The organism is Aneurinibacillus aneurinilyticus ATCC 12856, assembly GCF_000466385.1.
GTDB classification, from domain to species: Bacteria; Bacillota; Bacilli; order Aneurinibacillales; family Aneurinibacillaceae; genus Aneurinibacillus; species Aneurinibacillus aneurinilyticus.
Map to the genome: position 1 here is coordinate 29,784 of NZ_KE952895.1, position 14,409 is coordinate 44,192.

The following is a 14,409-nucleotide window of genomic DNA, read 5'->3' on the forward strand; positions in this document are numbered from 1 at the left end:
GTACATATTTCATCGCTTCTTCAAAATCGCATCGACGTATATCCCGGTAACTGGCGACAGCAAAACAATCTTTGATGGAACGGTGAATCTGGCTGTATAGCTTCCTCTTTACTTTTCTAAGGTCAGGAGTAATATAATTCTGTTCGTCGAATCCTAGTTGTTGAAATTCGGCCCGACCAGCTAAATCAAGTACACGACGATTGATTGCTTTTTGTAGTGCATACTGCTCATGATGCTGTAGGGTGATTTGTTCTTCTACCTTACGGGTTACTTCTGTAAGTCTCTGCTCTACTGATTCAAGCCGTTCCTCATGTTCAAGTGCTGATTTTAGGAGCTCCATGCGTACCTGACGCTCATCGAGAGGAATGACATTGTTCCTTACTTCTTTGGCCCGCCGTTCCATTTCGATGAAGTATTTGCGCACTTGTCGCCCGCGCTCATTGTTTTCTACCATTGATATTTCTTTTGCCGTATCGATCGCAAGGATATATTCAACAGAAGGCCGACCACCATTACTTTTACTCAAAAATGAGTGAAAGTCCTCACCGTCTACAAAGCCGTACTTTTCAATCCTTCGCTCAATCCAGTCGTTGAAGCGTGTTTCTACTTGCAAAAACTCATGTAGTTCTCGAGCGTTGACTAAATTGTTACCCTGTTCATCTGCGTATACTGGAACCAATTCACTTGCAATTACGCGAAGGTTACTCATTGTATCCTCTCCTTTTTGTCGCAATATCGCTGTATTACGAAACTCTTTATATGCCCTCTAAGTAACTGTTAATCGCTTCTTTGAATTGCTCACTAGTCATCCCATAATCTAACTCCGTAATAACATCAAGTTCGTTACGTAGTACCTCTATATCCAAACCTTGTTTAGTAAGCCAATCTTCAATTTCGTTTATAAGGGTAAGCTTTTTCTGATGATGACGGTGAGCTCGATCAACCTTATCTAGAATCCTTTTGGGTATATCCATTAGAAATCACTCCATTCATTCGCAATATTGCCGCAGTGCGTACAATCACTCTTCATCTAATTGAAACTCTCCAAGAACAATGTCTATCATCAGTCTTCCTCTTCGCTTGTCGTGTTTTCTCTCTACTAACATTCTTAATTCATTACAAGAAGGACAGAAATCATAACCACAGATGTTGGTTGCACACCCTTTGCATATTTGGTTATCGCAAGTTTTTTGCTGGGGGCCGATCATCTTTCCGTTTTCGTCTTTTGCTGTTGTCCAGCTATAACCAATCACAAAATCACAGAACTGTGTAGCTTCTCTTTTCTTGCAGAATGAGCAAGGATATTTAGGTAAAACAATGAGGTTCGTCATAGCCTACTCCCCCTACGCTATACAGCTTGTCCGAATGCCTTACTACCGTGCATCTCAATTTTCTTTTTCTCAGCCTGATCAATCACCAATATGGCTACTTCATTTACATGCCTACCAAGTACTTTAGATATGTCTATCAAGGATTCACCTGCTTCCCACATCTCCCTGAACCGTTTGACTTCATCTCTTCCCCAGCAAAAATCATAATCTTCACAAGCCATATAGATGTTTTTTCTTTCTTTCTGCATGTAAGCTTGACCCGGTTTTTTTCACGCTTATTCATGAGTCACCTCTTTCTCGATGGACGCTATCCAACAAAAAATATCCGCTGCCAATTCTGGATTCGTTGTCATGTATGCGTAGGCTTTTAATGCTGCTAGTGCTGCCGGATCTTTATCTGGACGTAATACAAAGCAGTTGTTTACAATCTCACCGGTATCAACTTTTGTAACGATGTACTTTACATGAAGCCCTTTATCTTCGCTCATCCTTTTTCCTCCTTATCGTGACTGCGACCATATCGTGACAATCGCTGCGAATATCGGATATATCTGATGTGGAACAACCGCATTACCAAGCCCTTTCAATCTCCAAACTCTGTCTTTAACTCCTGTAGCTACTCGTGGAGGCTCCCATTCATATTGTTCTTGTCCATATCCTGCAGGCCACTTATGTCCGTCCAACCAATCGGAAATCCCATCAAGCACTCCACCCATTCTGGATTGAGTTGTCCTTGTTGCCCCTCTCTCATTAATGCTCCCGGAACTGTATCCCGATCGATTTGACTTGGAGGAAGTGTGCTGTTCTTCCCATCCTGTGCCGCTGGTGTAGGCCAAGTCTTGACTGCTGTCGATAACCCGTCTCCCGAAGTTTTGGATAGGCCCTTCCGATTGTGATTTCCGTTTACTGTCGGTGTCGGCCATGCTTTGTTTGCTTCCTGATAAGATGGTCTGCGCTTGTCGTTCCCTGAATATCTCGCTTGCTGTACATCTCCCATTGTCATCATGCTGTTTGTTGGAGTAGGCCATACTTTCACTGCATCGTTCAAATTCTGGCTCCATCCCTGTTCTTTCTTCCGTGCCTGCCGTGGCGATTCTGGATTGTCTCCGCTTCTGTAGTCCCTTGTTTGGGGTGTGGGCCAAAGTTTTACAGTTTCCGGATTGACTTGCTCCCTTAGGTTTGCTGGCCGCTTCCTTCCTTTCCTGGTAGTCGTGGCCTGACGGATTAAGGCTTCCTCTGATCGCTGTGGAAGAGTATCCATTGTGTTTGGAGTAGCCCACGATAAACACCCTGTCTCGTCTGTGGGGAGCGCCGACGGCTGCAGCTGGAAGTACAAACGCCCTTGCTTGGTAGCCTTCGCTTTCCAAGTCAGCAAGTACATCATCGAGGCCCAAGCTGATGTGTCCAGCAACATTCTCTCCAACAACCCAAGTGGGCCGGAGTTCCCGCACAAGTCTAAACATTTCCGGCCAGAGATGGCGGTCGTCCGCCTGGCCTTGTCGCTTCCCGGCATTACTGAAAGGCTGGCAAGGGTATCCTCCGCAAATAATGTCAATTGAGTGGTCATGGCTGTCTATCACCCCTTGTTTGTATAACTTCCTCATTAATCTTCTATAATTAAGTTTTTTAATATCTCCGAAAATCGGAATGCCCGGCCAATTCTTCCGCAATACCTTCTGAGGAAATGGCTCAATTTCGCAAAAAGCAACTGTTTCTATCCCGGCCCAATCAGCAGCAAGAGAAATACCACCTATTCCTGAAAACAAATCAAGCATTCTCATCTTGTTCCTTCTCCCTCTTCCGCTTACACCCATGCCCTACACCTTCCCGCAACGCTCCTTCTGTTTCCCTGAAAACGGGAAGTACTTGCATCCGCCGCAATATAGTTCCTTATTCTTTTTGGGCTTCACATGTGGGAGCTGCGGAAACAAATCACCGATTATTTCTTTTGACTCCATGAATGACCACCACCTATGACCACTGCTCCATTTGAGAAATCCGACTGGCCACTTTGCGTTTAATCCGCTGTTTTTTTGTCTTATGCAAAATCTTGTGTAATCGGTACAGTGTCTTATGTTTACCAACTTCTGATACGAGGTTATCTAATGCCTTCTTGTTATATGTTCCGGTCATAGCACCTGTAAACTTACGTTGTGTAGCGATAGGTGTATAATCCTTTGCCTCCTGACGTTTGAAAAACACGTTCAAAACTTCTGCGATTGGCTTTCCATCGAAATACAACGTGCCTTTACTAGTGAGTTCCATGTGACCAGCTCCTTTTAGATTCATAACTATTTAAGTGTTGCTCTATCATACGAATAGCCGTATTGCCTACCATGGTCATTCGCCTACTTTCTTTACTTTTTAGGCGGGGAAGCATGAGGGCAAGCGCCTTATCTGTGTTTGTCATGCTGTCTCACCTATCGTTTGAACAATGACCTCAATCCGTGGTTGCTGGCTATACCATTTCTCTACCGTTGCGGATACAATCTGCGAGTCATCTTGCCAGATGATTTTATTTAGCGCGTCACTGATGCCTTTTAGGTAATTGTCTGCGTCTGGCTTTGTTGTTGGCCTGATTTGACCTGCGTCTGCCGCTGCTGTTTTCTTTTTGCTGAAGCTTTTAGGGATGGACCGATAAATATGTACGACAAGTTGCAGAGGCCCTTCCAGCGGCTTTTCTGGCGCTTGTTGCGATGCTACGAATTTTAGATATAGCTTATAATCCTTTGATTTTTCCGGGTCATAGAGGACTGTTTGTCCACGTAATCTCCCTCGATTTATCTTTCCAGCTCGTGGTCTACCTTGAGCAACTGGTTCCCCCTGGATGATTAAGTGAATAGGTTCAGACATGTTGTTCCTCCAGCAGTTCGGGATGCTCAAATATGTTGCCGATGACTTCAGCTCGTCTGTAAATTCTATTTAAAAGCCAGTTGTTTACCGACCATTCAGCGTATTCGTTGTACCAAACATGGCCTCGTTCTACCCCATCCTCATGAAAACTTAGTTTTTTATATTCAAGGATATCCCCCTCAAAAATATCCTTACCGTTCTTATCCTTCAGCCCGGTGTATTGAAGCAACGTAAATCGTTTGTTGTCCGAAACGATTTCATGAAAATACTCTTGAACATAATCGGGGTTGTACAACCTTTCTAAATTTTTATCCCAAGCTCTAAACTTAATCTCGCGCATTTTATGTCCCTCCTATCAATTTCCTTATTTACCCATTTGCCTAAATGTGGTATATTGAAGGCGTGAAATTTTTCTCAGCAATAACCTTCTTTTTATGGCCGACCTGTGTCGGCCTTTTTATTGCTATAAACACTTAACCAACAATGTATAATAATTCATCCGATTCATCTGCTAACGCTTGAAAATCAATGCTTTCAGAAAACTTTTCATCCATTACGGCATAATAAAGTTCAGAGCATACAGCTGTAGCATGCTTTTTATTCATCCACATATCACCATGTTCGCTTTGATATGGTGATTCAATAATACTGGCAAGCAACTTTTCAAGCCGCTCAGGATTTTGTTCTATCGCTTTTTTAAACTGTTCCGTGTAGAAAAGTTTCATGTTTTTTCCTCCTTTGTTATAAGGCTCTGTGTCGGCCTTTTTTTATTTCCGCAATTCATCGAACCGGAAAAAAGAGTGCGTGTAATATGTTTCGATTTCATTGGAGTTTCTAACATCCTTATGTCGGACTAAGCACTCTTCCAAATCCTTAAATACACGTTTTATAATTCCGTCTTCATTTGTTTCGATAATAGTCACAACATCGTTCACCTTAAACGAAGGTTCTTCCCCTTCCCACCACTCTGCCAGCAGATTTGTTGCTTCGTATGTGCCATTGGTTACGTTCATTTCGTTCCCTCCTCTAGCACATCACGCGCTGCGGCTTCCAGCATAGCAACGTATAATTCCACTAACCTCACACCCGCTTTTGCATCTTTATCAATTAATCTTTGAATGTTGCCACCAATCGGCAGAACAACCCCGATACCGTTTTTTCCATTTCGAGTCATTCTAACTACTTCAATTTTGAGTTCCTGCGTTTTGATTTCCATGTTCTCCATCTCCTTAGGCCACCCACCGAGTCTCCCCGGCGGGCAACCGATTATTAAGCTGTATCTCCATCTCGCATCTGCTCGGCTACACGTGCTTTATACGCTTTGTACTCCCGTGTTAGCTGTCCGATGGAGTCACCCGTTTGCATAGCGACCTTTTTCCAACTGCCTAACTTCTGCTTCTTATGCAGCAACTCAGGAAAATCAAATTTGATATCTTCGAAGATTGGAGCTTTACCGCTCAGAATGTACTCTTCGATTTCCTTTTCTGTCGGCCCCTGTTCGGTGTTGTCCCGCTCTTGTTCTTTTTTTTCTTGGTCTTCTGTAACCACCGTAAACTCGCCCTCGATAACTGTCTCACCCTCTGCCGCTAGCTCCTGTTTTTCTTCCTGAGTTGGCTCCGGTAACGGGAACATATTCACTACAACCCCAGAAGAGTCCGTTTCATACTTGATTCCCGCTGGCTGTTCAAGATGCATCTCTTCATTCTCAGGCTCATCGAAGTTCATTGACATTTGAGGGCTTCCCATGTTGACAATTACCTTCTCGCCTACCATTTGGTGAACCGAGAAAAGAGCGTTTGGGTTAATCTCCGCATCTAGTTCCAGCGTTAACTTTATTTTCTTGTCCGTTGTATTCAAACCAGCTACATGTGCACGAAATTCACTATTCATCTTGTTTTATTCTCCTTTTTCTTCTTAGATTTTGTTTGTGGATTGCGAATCGCATTAATAACTTCCTGCTGAAACTTGGTGATTTTTATATCTTTATGCATCGCCCTAGCTATCTGGGCAAGTACGTAAGCATCTGTCACGTTGTCACTTTTGCATTGAAAACCCCAACGTTTGAATGTCTCTACAGCAACCTCGGCTTTGCTAGCCGTTCCCCCAGCTCCCGTGAACTTCTTCAATCCGTTTGGCGATACTTCTTGATAAGGGATACCGCGTCGATACAATTCCATTCGAATTCCCCAGCCGATACCACCGAGCAGAAAGCCCGACTGTGAAGCGAATCCGAATCCCTCAATGCAGATAATATCGTCTGGCTGAATAGCCTTAGAAACAGCTTGTATGATGCTGTACATACGTCGTGGGTCTTCGCCCTTCCCCTCTATCTCCCGAGCGTCTAGCGTCCTCCCTGAAGGCGAGAGAGCAACAAGTCCAGTTTTCGTACTTGGGTCGATGCCAACGTAGCGTGTCACTGGTTAACCCCCGTCCAGAGAATGTGTACTGGCGTCGGCTGCTGTCGGACTAATTCGTTATTAAGCACTTTCCGATAGGCATCCACTAGGCCGCTTTGCTCGGTTGTGGCTCCACTTGCCTTTCGCAGCTCTTCCTCAAGGAAATAGATTTGCCTAGAAAGCTGAATCTCTTTTCGAGCAGACTCCCGAAAAACTCGCTCATACTTGGCTTGCCATTCAGCTAATTGCTCTTTCAATGCGATATTTTCAAGCTTCAGGAGCGCGTTTGTGTCACGTATTTGCTTTTTGTTCATGCTTTCTTCCTCCCGTTCCATGCCGGACGACCACCGCCGAGTGCATTCTCGTTCGTTCTGCCGATTGTGTTATTGTTTTGAATCCAATCCGTAACTTTCCTTGGTAACAATACTGGTCGTGAGCTAGGTTGTGGCTTCCGACGTTTCTTTTCCATCTGGTATCTCCTCCAGTTCAACCTCAATGGCTTTATCTTGTTTGTTAAAACGCATCCCTGTTACGCGCCGCTGATGGGTTTCTGCCTTCATGAGCTGCGTTGCTAAGCTTGCCAGGGAAACTGATAAATCAATGGCCCGTGCCTTTTCAGGAAACAACACCCGGCATATCATTGCGTTATCCCCACCTCGTTAAACAATTGCCAACTGCTCAGCATGTTGTACCTCCAAGCTCCGAATTTTCCCGTACTCCTTGATAAAGCAAAGCTCTCGCCTCCCAGTAGCCCCGTTCCGATTCTTTGCCAAGTCAACCTCTAGGATGCTTTTCTTCTCGGTATCCCGGTTGTAGTATTCATCCCGGTACAGAAACATAATTTTGTCTGCCGTCTGCTCGATTTCCCCAGACTCTCGAAGGTCTGACATCATCGGGCGTTTGTCGGCTCTCTGTTCGACTTGCCTACCCACCTGAGCGAGCGCGATAACCGGAACCCCTAACTCCTTCGCCATGTTCTTCAGTGCCTTTGTATTCTCGCTCACAACGTCAGCTCGGTTCATGCCCTTTGTTGGTGGCTCGATGAATTGCAGATAATCGATAAAGATAGCTGATAAACCTTGCTCTTTCTGTAACCGCCGAGCCTTCGCTCTAATCTTGGCAACAGTTTGCTTGGCCTCGTCGTCAATCATGATGTTATGATTTGCCAGAAGACCAACAGCCATAGTGTATTTGTTGTATTCCTCCTCGGTCAGCTTTCGGTTACCTAATCCCCCCAAGTGAGCCAGGTTACCAAGCATCCGGGTTACCAGCTCCTCAGCAGCCATCTCCAGTGAAAAGAGAGCAACAGGGCCTTTTTCTGCGTATTTCTCAGCGATATTGAGTGCCTGTTGGTTAGCAAAAGCTGTTTTTCCTACAGATGGTCGAGCTGCAATGACGATTAATTCAGGCGCCTTATAGCCGTTTGTCAGTTCGTCTAAATCAGGCATACCTGTCATGATGCTAGGTCCCACCACTTCTCTTTCTTCGTCACCCCAGATGGTTTGTTCAAGCTTGTCCGTATGCTCCATCAGAATGTCATGTACCGAGCGCATAGTGTTTTTCGCTTGGCTCTCGCCAATTTCGGCGAGCGTTTCTGTGGCCTTTGTAATCGTGCGTTGGATTTCATCAGAGTCTAGCATCCGGCTCATGTTTGCCATTTGAATAAGCTCATATCCTGCTTTCATGGCCTTACGTACACCGTCCGCCTGCACTAGACGCTCAGCCAGCGGCTTCATTTCCCAGATAGCGATATCGATTGCCATGTTTGTAAGCTTCATCACATCGACACCGAGCTTTTCCATCATCGGCAACATGTTCGCTAGGTTCGCAGGCTCTTCGCCACCTTCCCAGCGTCTAAGCGCCTCCTGGTACAGCTTCCGGTAGTTGCTGGTGTAGAAGTGTTCTGGGAGTAGAAAGTCAGCGACCTCCTCGATAGCCTGATCGTCGCTTAGCATCCGGGCGAGAACTTGTTCCTCAGCTTCCGGTTCGACAAGAAGAGAAGTGTCTTGATTTACGTCGCTCATCGTCTTTCCCTCCTGCATAGAACCGTGTCACGATAGTCGTCACCTTGCATGAGTAGAATTTCCGTGTCTTGTTTCATGCGTGACATGTTTCTCGGTCCTAATCGTTCTGCCAGCTCTTCCGGCCCCAGGTTCGTTGTATAAATCGTGTGTCTGCCAAGTCGGCTGTCTACGACTTCGAACATTTTCGTTACAGCCCAATCCGTACCGTATTCTGCACCGATATCGTCTAACACTAAGCAATCAACGGTTTTTATCAGTTCTAGCAATTCCAGCTCGCTATGATTGCTATCCCGGTTGTATGTGGACCTGATTTTTGTTAACAGTTCCGGTGTGGAAACAAAGATACTGGTGAATCCCTTCTCGGCTAGTCGTTTGGTAATCGATACAGCCAAGTGCGATTTTCCGACACCATAATCACCCATCATCAGGAGGTTGTGAGGGTCATCCAATGCGAACCGTTCAGCGTAGTCCATTGTGATACGCTTGGCTTCTCGCAGTTCGAACGTTCCCGGTTCATAGTTTTCAAAAGTAGCTGTTCGTAAGGCCGGAGATATCAAGCTGTTTTCGTTAAACACACGCTGATATTTTGCCTTTCTGGCTTCCTTGTTTTCCTGTAGGATTCGTTGCACCATTGCCCGATCTTCTTCTTCTCGTTGTCGTTTGAAAGCCTCTAGTGCTTCACCATCTGGAAATGTCATATTTTCGTTTTTGAGGAACTCTCGTATGTTTTTCATCGCGATCTCCTTTTCGTAACGGAATCACTTTTTGTTCTTTGGATTTTCTAAACTCTTCATGGTCCCGTTGGATATCTTCAACCGTGCGAAGCTGGTCCGATTTCCACCTTTCCAGAATCGTTTTTACTAAGCGCCATTCTCTGCCATTTGAAAGTAAGGCTTCTTCAAGCGCCATTTGAATAATCTCTTCGGGTTGATCAAAGCTCCCGTTTGTTAACCATGTGAAGATTTCTTTTTTCAGGTAAGGAAGAATGTTCCCTTCGTCATCAACAGGTGAGAATTTATTTTTTTCATACTCCCCTACCAAAAATTCCAAAGCCTGCTCCTGTTGTTGTAGTAGTGGATCTTTTATTTCTTGTAATTCTTTTAATTCTTTATCATTCTTGTTTGTGTTCATTTGTTGTTCATCTGTTGTTCGTTTGTTGTTCATTTGTTGTTCATCTTGTTGATACAAGTCCCAGTTAACTATTGATACGACTGAGTATTTGTTCGTTTTTTTGATGTTCACGTTTCCTAGTTTTTCGAGTGAATTTAGCCATCTCCACAGTGTAATTCCCGGTACACGATCTTTAGGCTTCATTCCCCTGTTGTACTCCTCTTCAAGAGAGTTTCTTCCAGTTACAAACTCGCCTGGTTGTATGGTGACAACCTGTGATCCGACTAAAATTTCACGTTCTTTATGTGCAGCTTTCATCAAGCACATACACCATAAACGAAAGAGAGCCGGGTCATTAAAAATGGGATTTTCCATCACTTTACGATGAAGCTTTATCCAGCCTTTCATGTTGCTCAACCCCTATACCGGAAGCTTGCGCTCCCTGTTGGTTTCCCGGTGCACCAAGTGAAGCTCGCCCGGTAGATTTTTGGTGACGAGCCAGTTCTCCGGGTTCAGTCGTACAGCTCTTATTGCCAGCTTCTGTTTTCGCGTCGGCTTCCGTCCTTGTTTCATAGAGTTTCCCCCTCATATTTGATAGAGAGGAGCGCTAGGCGCCCCTAAATTAGTCCTTCATCGAATTCTTTTGCTACTTTGTCTAGCTCATCGTCCTTGCCTTCTGGCTGCTTTTCTGTCTGTGTAGGCTTGTCCATCGGAATATCTTCAGCAAAGACCTCCTCGGCCTCTATTGCGTCACCATAGACACTTTTCGGCTCGCTGGTAATGTCCTTGCGTACTGTCTCATCCTGTGCAGCCTGCTTCATAATTTCGATACTGATAGGCAGGAATTTGAACATGTGACGAACGACTGTCTTTTTTGCCATTTCCTCATAATCCGTCACCCATGGGCCGCTTTTGTAAGCTTTAGAGCGTAGTTTTCGTTTTTCAATTTCTTCCTTTGGCATGAATTCGAACTGATATCCACCGTCATTGAAGTGGGCAACTGCATAAGCACCAATGAATTCACCTCGTTCTTTCATAGCTGGACGATGTATAAGTGATGGGTGTAATCCGTACTCATATTCAAATTCATCATTCTCAAAGACCGAATGAGCATAGATACTTTTGATATTTCCGGACCGACGCGCCAGATCAATCATGCCTTTATAGCCGATAACGAATGTGGCCTCTTTGCCATATGGAATGATGTAGCAATGTCCTAGCAATCCCGGCTCCAAACCAAGTTGTGCAGCCTGCATAACGGCCCCCAACAGTGAAGGCATTGTGCAGTTTAATAGCGCTGGATTCGTTCGAATGGTTGTAAGAGAAATACGTGTGAGTCGGTCGATATCCATATGTTTAGGCAATGCCTTTTCAATTTCAGGTGCCATTTTTTGAAGGTAAGCGCCTATTGTTTGTGCTGGCGTTGGAGGAGCTACCTCCGCCCCTCTCGCCTTATCTTGTAGCTTGGAAGTTAATTTGCCTTCGTTTTTCACTGCCATGAGTATGCCTCCAGTTATTTAATTAAGAATCTACGCGACGTACTTGACTTCAGGAATTTTTCATAGATATCTGGGTGTGCTTCTTTCAATGCCTTGCTATCCACCGTATTGCGTGTGACTGGCTTCCAGGAAACAATATGCTCTGAAGTTATTCCCTTTTCGCATTCACCGATCAATGATTTGAGTTGGTTCTCTACCTTTTGCTTTTTAGCCTCAGCAGCCTTCATTTCTTCATCAGCCTGTTGCCAGTCAATAATCAACTGGTCAGCCTCTTTCGGCAGCTCTGTCTCACTCTTCGGCTTCGCATCAGGATACATCGTGTTTAGTAAATCGCTTGATACATCTGAACCGTCCATCATCGGTGGGATTTTAGCCTGTACATGTTGATGCCAGAAGTTACCGCAAATTTTTACAATGGCCTCAATGATTTGCTCGTTTCGATGCACAATCGGAAACTGTCTGTACTTATTCCCTCCGATCAGGACTGCAAATGCTCCCCAATCCAAGCCAGTAACGTACAGGTACCATTGCAACTGAAGTTGATAGGCTTCAGGGACGTTTTCGTCTTCCCAAAGGTCCTTTTGGTACTCATTTGTCGTCTTGCACTCCAGTACACCCTTACCGCGCTCTTTATCGATGATGAATCGGTCGATATTCGCAAGCGCCCATTCATTCTCTGGGTGCTGGAGCATAGCATTGCACCGTTGTACCTTAAGCCCGGTCCGTTTGGCGTATTCCCTGGCAACCGTATCCTCGTTAATCCGGCCCCAATACATCGATTCGTTATCTTCTTGAGGTGCTAACTGACCGAGTTTGTCGAGGTATACTTTCGTTGGCGAACTCCACTTTGTTTCTTCGCAAATACCAGCAACATCGCTGCCTGTGATGCCTTTACGCCGCCATTGCAGCCATTCTTCTTGAGGCATGTCCAATGTATTGACTAGCCGAATAGCGTGCGTTCCAGGCTCAATCCGGCGTTGTTGGCCGTCCGTCGCGTAAACTACGTTACCCATAGTCAACCTCCTATGTTGTTTTCAAGGTTCAATCGTGGTACAGTGATAGAAAGTGATTTTCAAACCCGATGACCAGTTCCCGCTGGTCATTTTTTATTGCATTGTGCTGGTAGTTCCTGAACATTACACACCTCATCTAGTGCGCGTAGAAGAGAGTACGCTTCGCTTACACTCATTTGAAGGTTCGGTGTATCTTGATGAAAAGGAAGCGCAATTTCCACAGTGTTCTCTATCCGTCTCATAATGATCACGTCTTCTATTGGAAAGCAGACGCCATTTTGAAACTTCACTGCACGAATCATATGTATCACCATCCCTTCCAGCCTGTCTCATCAGTAGCAGGAGGCTATTCCTGCTAGACCGGGCGCCACAATGGGCGCTGGTTTCGACTATGATTTGCTACACTCTAGGACAATTGTTCCGTCCTTGCGAATCGCAAGTGTTAGAATGAGATATTCTTGATTTTTAATATTGATAATTGCTCCATGATGAAGGGATTCGTGTTCCCCTATAACTTCTTCAAGTCAGAAAGTTCCTTCGTATGAGTATGGAATCAGTGAGTAGATGTTTATCTCCATCGTTATCCCTCCAATTGATTTTTGATAGGGTCAGTGCTATGCTAAAGGTGAACTTTTACCAAGTTTCCTTTATGGCCCGCCTGCTCGCGGGTCTTTTTATTTCTCCACTTTGCTAATCTCTCCGGTTAGGTAATTAACCTGAATACGAATCTGATCTGTTTTGATGACTTCTGCCTTAATATCAATGAAATTAGCTTTGCAATAAGGACATTTATCAAATTCGTTGCTTTCGAACTCATAGAATTCATTTTTGCAGGAAGTGCATTACACCCTACTTACTCCAACTAGTAAGTTGCTGTTTGGCATTTTTTCTCACCCTCTTTCAAAGTACGTCCCTCATATAATCCCGCCGACCAGCTTCCGTTTCGAACCAGTAGCCACCAACACTGTTGCTAGGCTCTGAAAAGTCCAGCTTGTCCACTTCGATAGTCGCTTGGATAACCGGTTCAATCAGGATCCGATCTAGCAGTTCTTCAGCCTTTTCCCATCCGACCTCATCGATCAAGATTCGTTCGACCATAGCTTCATCCAAACGACGGACAAGTTTCTGCCGGACTAAGAGCGTTTCGACTACGGCGTCGATGACGCCGTTCAGGCTTGCTGTCTGACGCATCGGGCGTTCACTCCTTCAATCTTGATGCCGAGAAGATTGAGCGTTCGACACACACCTACTTTTTCATCCGAATTTTCCGTGTGTTCGTGGTAGTATTCGTACACCTTCTCTTCTGGCGTCAGCTCTAATTCGTAGCCATTTACGAGAGCCTTGAGAATAATATCTGTGTTTCCGCCACTGTTTCCGAATGAGAACCTACGCAAAACCTTATGAGCATCAGAAACATGTTCTGAATGTCCCCATCTTTCATGAGCTAGAGAACATATGATTCCAAACGTTGTTATTTCTGCGTTCTCTAGTGTTTCAATCGCTTGTGCTACTTCTTTCGGCAACTTCACTTTATCCATGCCTTCACCCACCTTGTTTTATTTGTGCCAGCGCCCCTACCCACTACGCCAGCGTTACGGCCCCGATGACCGCGCCAATATGTAATTCTTAGTTGTATTGCACTCTAAGTGCTGACACAGCTACGGATAATTGGTTGAGAGTTATCTATTTATAAGGTTCCGTAGCTCTGGCAGCAGCCCGAGTGGGCTTGCTGTTTATACGAACATGTGTTATGCTGTTTGTACATTGATTAAGCGCTAAGCTGTTAGAGTGTTCCCGCACTCAGCAGCTTTTTCTTTTTTCTTAGGTATTGTGTCTATCAATTTTGCATCTGGTAGCATCCCCGCTACAGCGCACGCCTCACGTACTTCACTAGCCTTCATCAAGCGACTGATATATACGACATGTATTTTCACCCCAACACCCTCCCTGGAAGCAGAATCATTTCTTCACCAAACTCTTTCATCGTTTCGATTTCTCCCGATAACCAGCCGTAACGGTACCAGTATTTTTTTGCCTGAAGCGTGTGATATTCGTACTGTCCAATTGCATGAGGTTCTTCTAAGCATTGAAGGTCATCCGCTTTTGATTCATGCCATTCAGCCATTTCTTTCAATCGTTCTAACTGTTCGTTCATTCTCATGCTCCTTTCTTATCCACCTAAT

Annotated in this window: 30 protein-coding genes; all 30 read right to left on the reverse strand. The window is 44.9% G+C overall.

Annotated elements, in window-relative coordinates:
- A partial coding sequence (locus HMPREF0083_RS26675) for an antA/AntB antirepressor family protein (protein WP_021624196.1) occupies positions 1 to 709 on the reverse strand: 709 nt, incomplete at its 3' end.
- Between the two features lie 46 nt (positions 710 to 755).
- Positions 756 to 974 (reverse strand): hypothetical protein, encoded by a 219-nt coding sequence (locus HMPREF0083_RS22640; protein ID WP_021624197.1) that lies wholly within the window; start codon positions 972 to 974, stop codon positions 756 to 758.
- Between the two features lie 45 nt (positions 975 to 1,019).
- Positions 1,020 to 1,331, reverse strand: coding sequence for a hypothetical protein (locus HMPREF0083_RS22645; protein WP_021624198.1), 312 nt, complete (start codon positions 1,329 to 1,331; stop codon positions 1,020 to 1,022).
- Between the two features lie 17 nt (positions 1,332 to 1,348).
- Positions 1,349 to 1,579: a hypothetical protein gene (locus HMPREF0083_RS27555; protein WP_021624199.1), complete on the reverse strand. Its 231-nt coding sequence runs from the start codon at positions 1,577 to 1,579 to the stop codon at positions 1,349 to 1,351.
- Between the two features lie 27 nt (positions 1,580 to 1,606).
- A complete protein-coding gene (locus HMPREF0083_RS22650; protein WP_021624200.1) occupies positions 1,607 to 1,819 on the reverse strand; it encodes a hypothetical protein in 213 nt (70 codons plus the stop codon).
- Between the two features lie 12 nt (positions 1,820 to 1,831).
- Positions 1,832 to 3,112, reverse strand: a complete 1,281-nt coding sequence (locus HMPREF0083_RS29535; RefSeq protein ID WP_245191371.1) for a DNA cytosine methyltransferase — start codon at positions 3,110 to 3,112, stop codon at positions 1,832 to 1,834.
- 36 nt (positions 3,113 to 3,148) lie between these two features.
- Positions 3,149 to 3,289: a hypothetical protein gene (locus tag HMPREF0083_RS28445; RefSeq protein ID WP_021624202.1), complete on the reverse strand. Its 141-nt coding sequence runs from the start codon at positions 3,287 to 3,289 to the stop codon at positions 3,149 to 3,151.
- Between the two features lie 13 nt (positions 3,290 to 3,302).
- Complete coding sequence (locus tag HMPREF0083_RS22660; RefSeq protein WP_040304542.1) at positions 3,303 to 3,596, reverse strand: hypothetical protein; 294 nt, start codon at positions 3,594 to 3,596, stop codon at positions 3,303 to 3,305.
- Complete coding sequence (locus tag HMPREF0083_RS28450; RefSeq protein WP_021624204.1) at positions 3,583 to 3,741, reverse strand: hypothetical protein; 159 nt, start codon at positions 3,739 to 3,741, stop codon at positions 3,583 to 3,585. Before HMPREF0083_RS28450 ends, HMPREF0083_RS22660 begins: the two co-directional genes overlap by 14 nt.
- Positions 3,738 to 4,184 (reverse strand): RusA family crossover junction endodeoxyribonuclease, encoded by a 447-nt coding sequence (locus HMPREF0083_RS22665; RefSeq protein ID WP_021624205.1) that lies wholly within the window; start codon positions 4,182 to 4,184, stop codon positions 3,738 to 3,740. The genes HMPREF0083_RS28450 and HMPREF0083_RS22665 overlap by 4 nt, the downstream gene beginning before the upstream one ends.
- Positions 4,177 to 4,524, reverse strand: a complete 348-nt coding sequence (locus HMPREF0083_RS22670; RefSeq protein ID WP_021624206.1) for a YopX family protein — start codon at positions 4,522 to 4,524, stop codon at positions 4,177 to 4,179. The genes HMPREF0083_RS22665 and HMPREF0083_RS22670 overlap by 8 nt, the downstream gene beginning before the upstream one ends.
- Before the next feature lie 133 nt (positions 4,525 to 4,657).
- The gene (locus HMPREF0083_RS22675) at positions 4,658 to 4,909 is read right to left on the reverse strand and encodes a hypothetical protein (protein WP_021624207.1); all 252 of its coding nucleotides are present in this window, start codon (positions 4,907 to 4,909) and stop codon (positions 4,658 to 4,660) included.
- A 42-nt stretch (positions 4,910 to 4,951) separates the two neighbouring features.
- A complete protein-coding gene (locus HMPREF0083_RS22680; RefSeq protein WP_021624208.1) occupies positions 4,952 to 5,197 on the reverse strand; it encodes a hypothetical protein in 246 nt (81 codons plus the stop codon).
- Positions 5,194 to 5,400, reverse strand: a complete 207-nt coding sequence (locus HMPREF0083_RS22685) for a hypothetical protein (RefSeq protein WP_040304544.1) — start codon at positions 5,398 to 5,400, stop codon at positions 5,194 to 5,196. Before HMPREF0083_RS22685 ends, HMPREF0083_RS22680 begins: the two co-directional genes overlap by 4 nt.
- A gap of 53 nt (positions 5,401 to 5,453) precedes the next feature.
- Positions 5,454 to 6,074 (reverse strand): hypothetical protein, encoded by a 621-nt coding sequence (locus tag HMPREF0083_RS22690; protein WP_021624210.1) that lies wholly within the window; start codon positions 6,072 to 6,074, stop codon positions 5,454 to 5,456.
- Positions 6,071 to 6,601 (reverse strand): hypothetical protein, encoded by a 531-nt coding sequence (locus HMPREF0083_RS22695; protein WP_021624211.1) that lies wholly within the window; start codon positions 6,599 to 6,601, stop codon positions 6,071 to 6,073. The genes HMPREF0083_RS22690 and HMPREF0083_RS22695 overlap by 4 nt, the downstream gene beginning before the upstream one ends.
- On the reverse strand, positions 6,598 to 6,894 hold the full coding sequence (locus HMPREF0083_RS22700; protein WP_148316050.1) for a hypothetical protein: 297 nt from the start codon (positions 6,892 to 6,894) through the stop codon (positions 6,598 to 6,600). The genes HMPREF0083_RS22695 and HMPREF0083_RS22700 overlap by 4 nt, the downstream gene beginning before the upstream one ends.
- Positions 6,891 to 7,049, reverse strand: a complete 159-nt coding sequence (locus HMPREF0083_RS28455; protein WP_155847247.1) for a hypothetical protein — start codon at positions 7,047 to 7,049, stop codon at positions 6,891 to 6,893. Before HMPREF0083_RS28455 ends, HMPREF0083_RS22700 begins: the two co-directional genes overlap by 4 nt.
- Positions 7,018 to 7,221: a hypothetical protein gene (locus tag HMPREF0083_RS22705; protein WP_021624213.1), complete on the reverse strand. Its 204-nt coding sequence runs from the start codon at positions 7,219 to 7,221 to the stop codon at positions 7,018 to 7,020. Before HMPREF0083_RS22705 ends, HMPREF0083_RS28455 begins: the two co-directional genes overlap by 32 nt.
- Positions 7,222 to 7,239: 18 nt before the next feature.
- Positions 7,240 to 8,604 carry a replicative DNA helicase gene (locus HMPREF0083_RS22710; protein ID WP_040304547.1) on the reverse strand — a complete coding sequence of 455 codons (1,365 nt, stop codon included), beginning with the start codon at positions 8,602 to 8,604 and terminating at the stop codon, positions 7,240 to 7,242.
- On the reverse strand, positions 8,601 to 9,338 hold the full coding sequence (locus tag HMPREF0083_RS22715) for an ATP-binding protein (RefSeq protein ID WP_051354767.1): 738 nt from the start codon (positions 9,336 to 9,338) through the stop codon (positions 8,601 to 8,603). The genes HMPREF0083_RS22710 and HMPREF0083_RS22715 overlap by 4 nt, the downstream gene beginning before the upstream one ends.
- Positions 9,283 to 10,122: a DnaD domain-containing protein gene (locus tag HMPREF0083_RS26685; RefSeq protein WP_021624216.1), complete on the reverse strand. Its 840-nt coding sequence runs from the start codon at positions 10,120 to 10,122 to the stop codon at positions 9,283 to 9,285. The genes HMPREF0083_RS22715 and HMPREF0083_RS26685 overlap by 56 nt, the downstream gene beginning before the upstream one ends.
- 12 nt (positions 10,123 to 10,134) lie before the next feature.
- Positions 10,135 to 10,287 carry a DUF6906 family protein gene (locus HMPREF0083_RS28875; protein ID WP_167331600.1) on the reverse strand — a complete coding sequence of 51 codons (153 nt, stop codon included), beginning with the start codon at positions 10,285 to 10,287 and terminating at the stop codon, positions 10,135 to 10,137.
- Between the two features lie 44 nt (positions 10,288 to 10,331).
- The gene (gene recT / locus HMPREF0083_RS22725; protein WP_021624218.1) at positions 10,332 to 11,213 is read right to left on the reverse strand and encodes a recombination protein RecT; all 882 of its coding nucleotides are present in this window, start codon (positions 11,211 to 11,213) and stop codon (positions 10,332 to 10,334) included.
- Positions 11,214 to 11,227: 14 nt separating this feature from the next.
- Positions 11,228 to 12,226 (reverse strand): YqaJ viral recombinase family nuclease, encoded by a 999-nt coding sequence (locus tag HMPREF0083_RS22730; protein WP_021624219.1) that lies wholly within the window; start codon positions 12,224 to 12,226, stop codon positions 11,228 to 11,230.
- Positions 12,227 to 12,312: 86 nt separating this feature from the next.
- Entirely contained in the window at positions 12,313 to 12,528 is a 216-nt protein-coding gene (locus tag HMPREF0083_RS22735) for a hypothetical protein (RefSeq protein ID WP_040304549.1), read from the reverse strand.
- Between the two features lie 598 nt (positions 12,529 to 13,126).
- Positions 13,127 to 13,324 carry a hypothetical protein gene (locus HMPREF0083_RS22740; RefSeq protein ID WP_148316051.1) on the reverse strand — a complete coding sequence of 66 codons (198 nt, stop codon included), beginning with the start codon at positions 13,322 to 13,324 and terminating at the stop codon, positions 13,127 to 13,129.
- A gap of 71 nt (positions 13,325 to 13,395) precedes the next feature.
- Complete coding sequence (locus tag HMPREF0083_RS26690; protein ID WP_051354768.1) at positions 13,396 to 13,764, reverse strand: hypothetical protein; 369 nt, start codon at positions 13,762 to 13,764, stop codon at positions 13,396 to 13,398.
- Between the two features lie 237 nt (positions 13,765 to 14,001).
- Positions 14,002 to 14,160: a hypothetical protein gene (locus HMPREF0083_RS28460; protein ID WP_155847248.1), complete on the reverse strand. Its 159-nt coding sequence runs from the start codon at positions 14,158 to 14,160 to the stop codon at positions 14,002 to 14,004.
- Positions 14,157 to 14,381, reverse strand: coding sequence for a hypothetical protein (locus tag HMPREF0083_RS22750; protein ID WP_040304552.1), 225 nt, complete (start codon positions 14,379 to 14,381; stop codon positions 14,157 to 14,159). Before HMPREF0083_RS22750 ends, HMPREF0083_RS28460 begins: the two co-directional genes overlap by 4 nt.
- Positions 14,382 to 14,409: the final 28 nt, after the last annotated feature.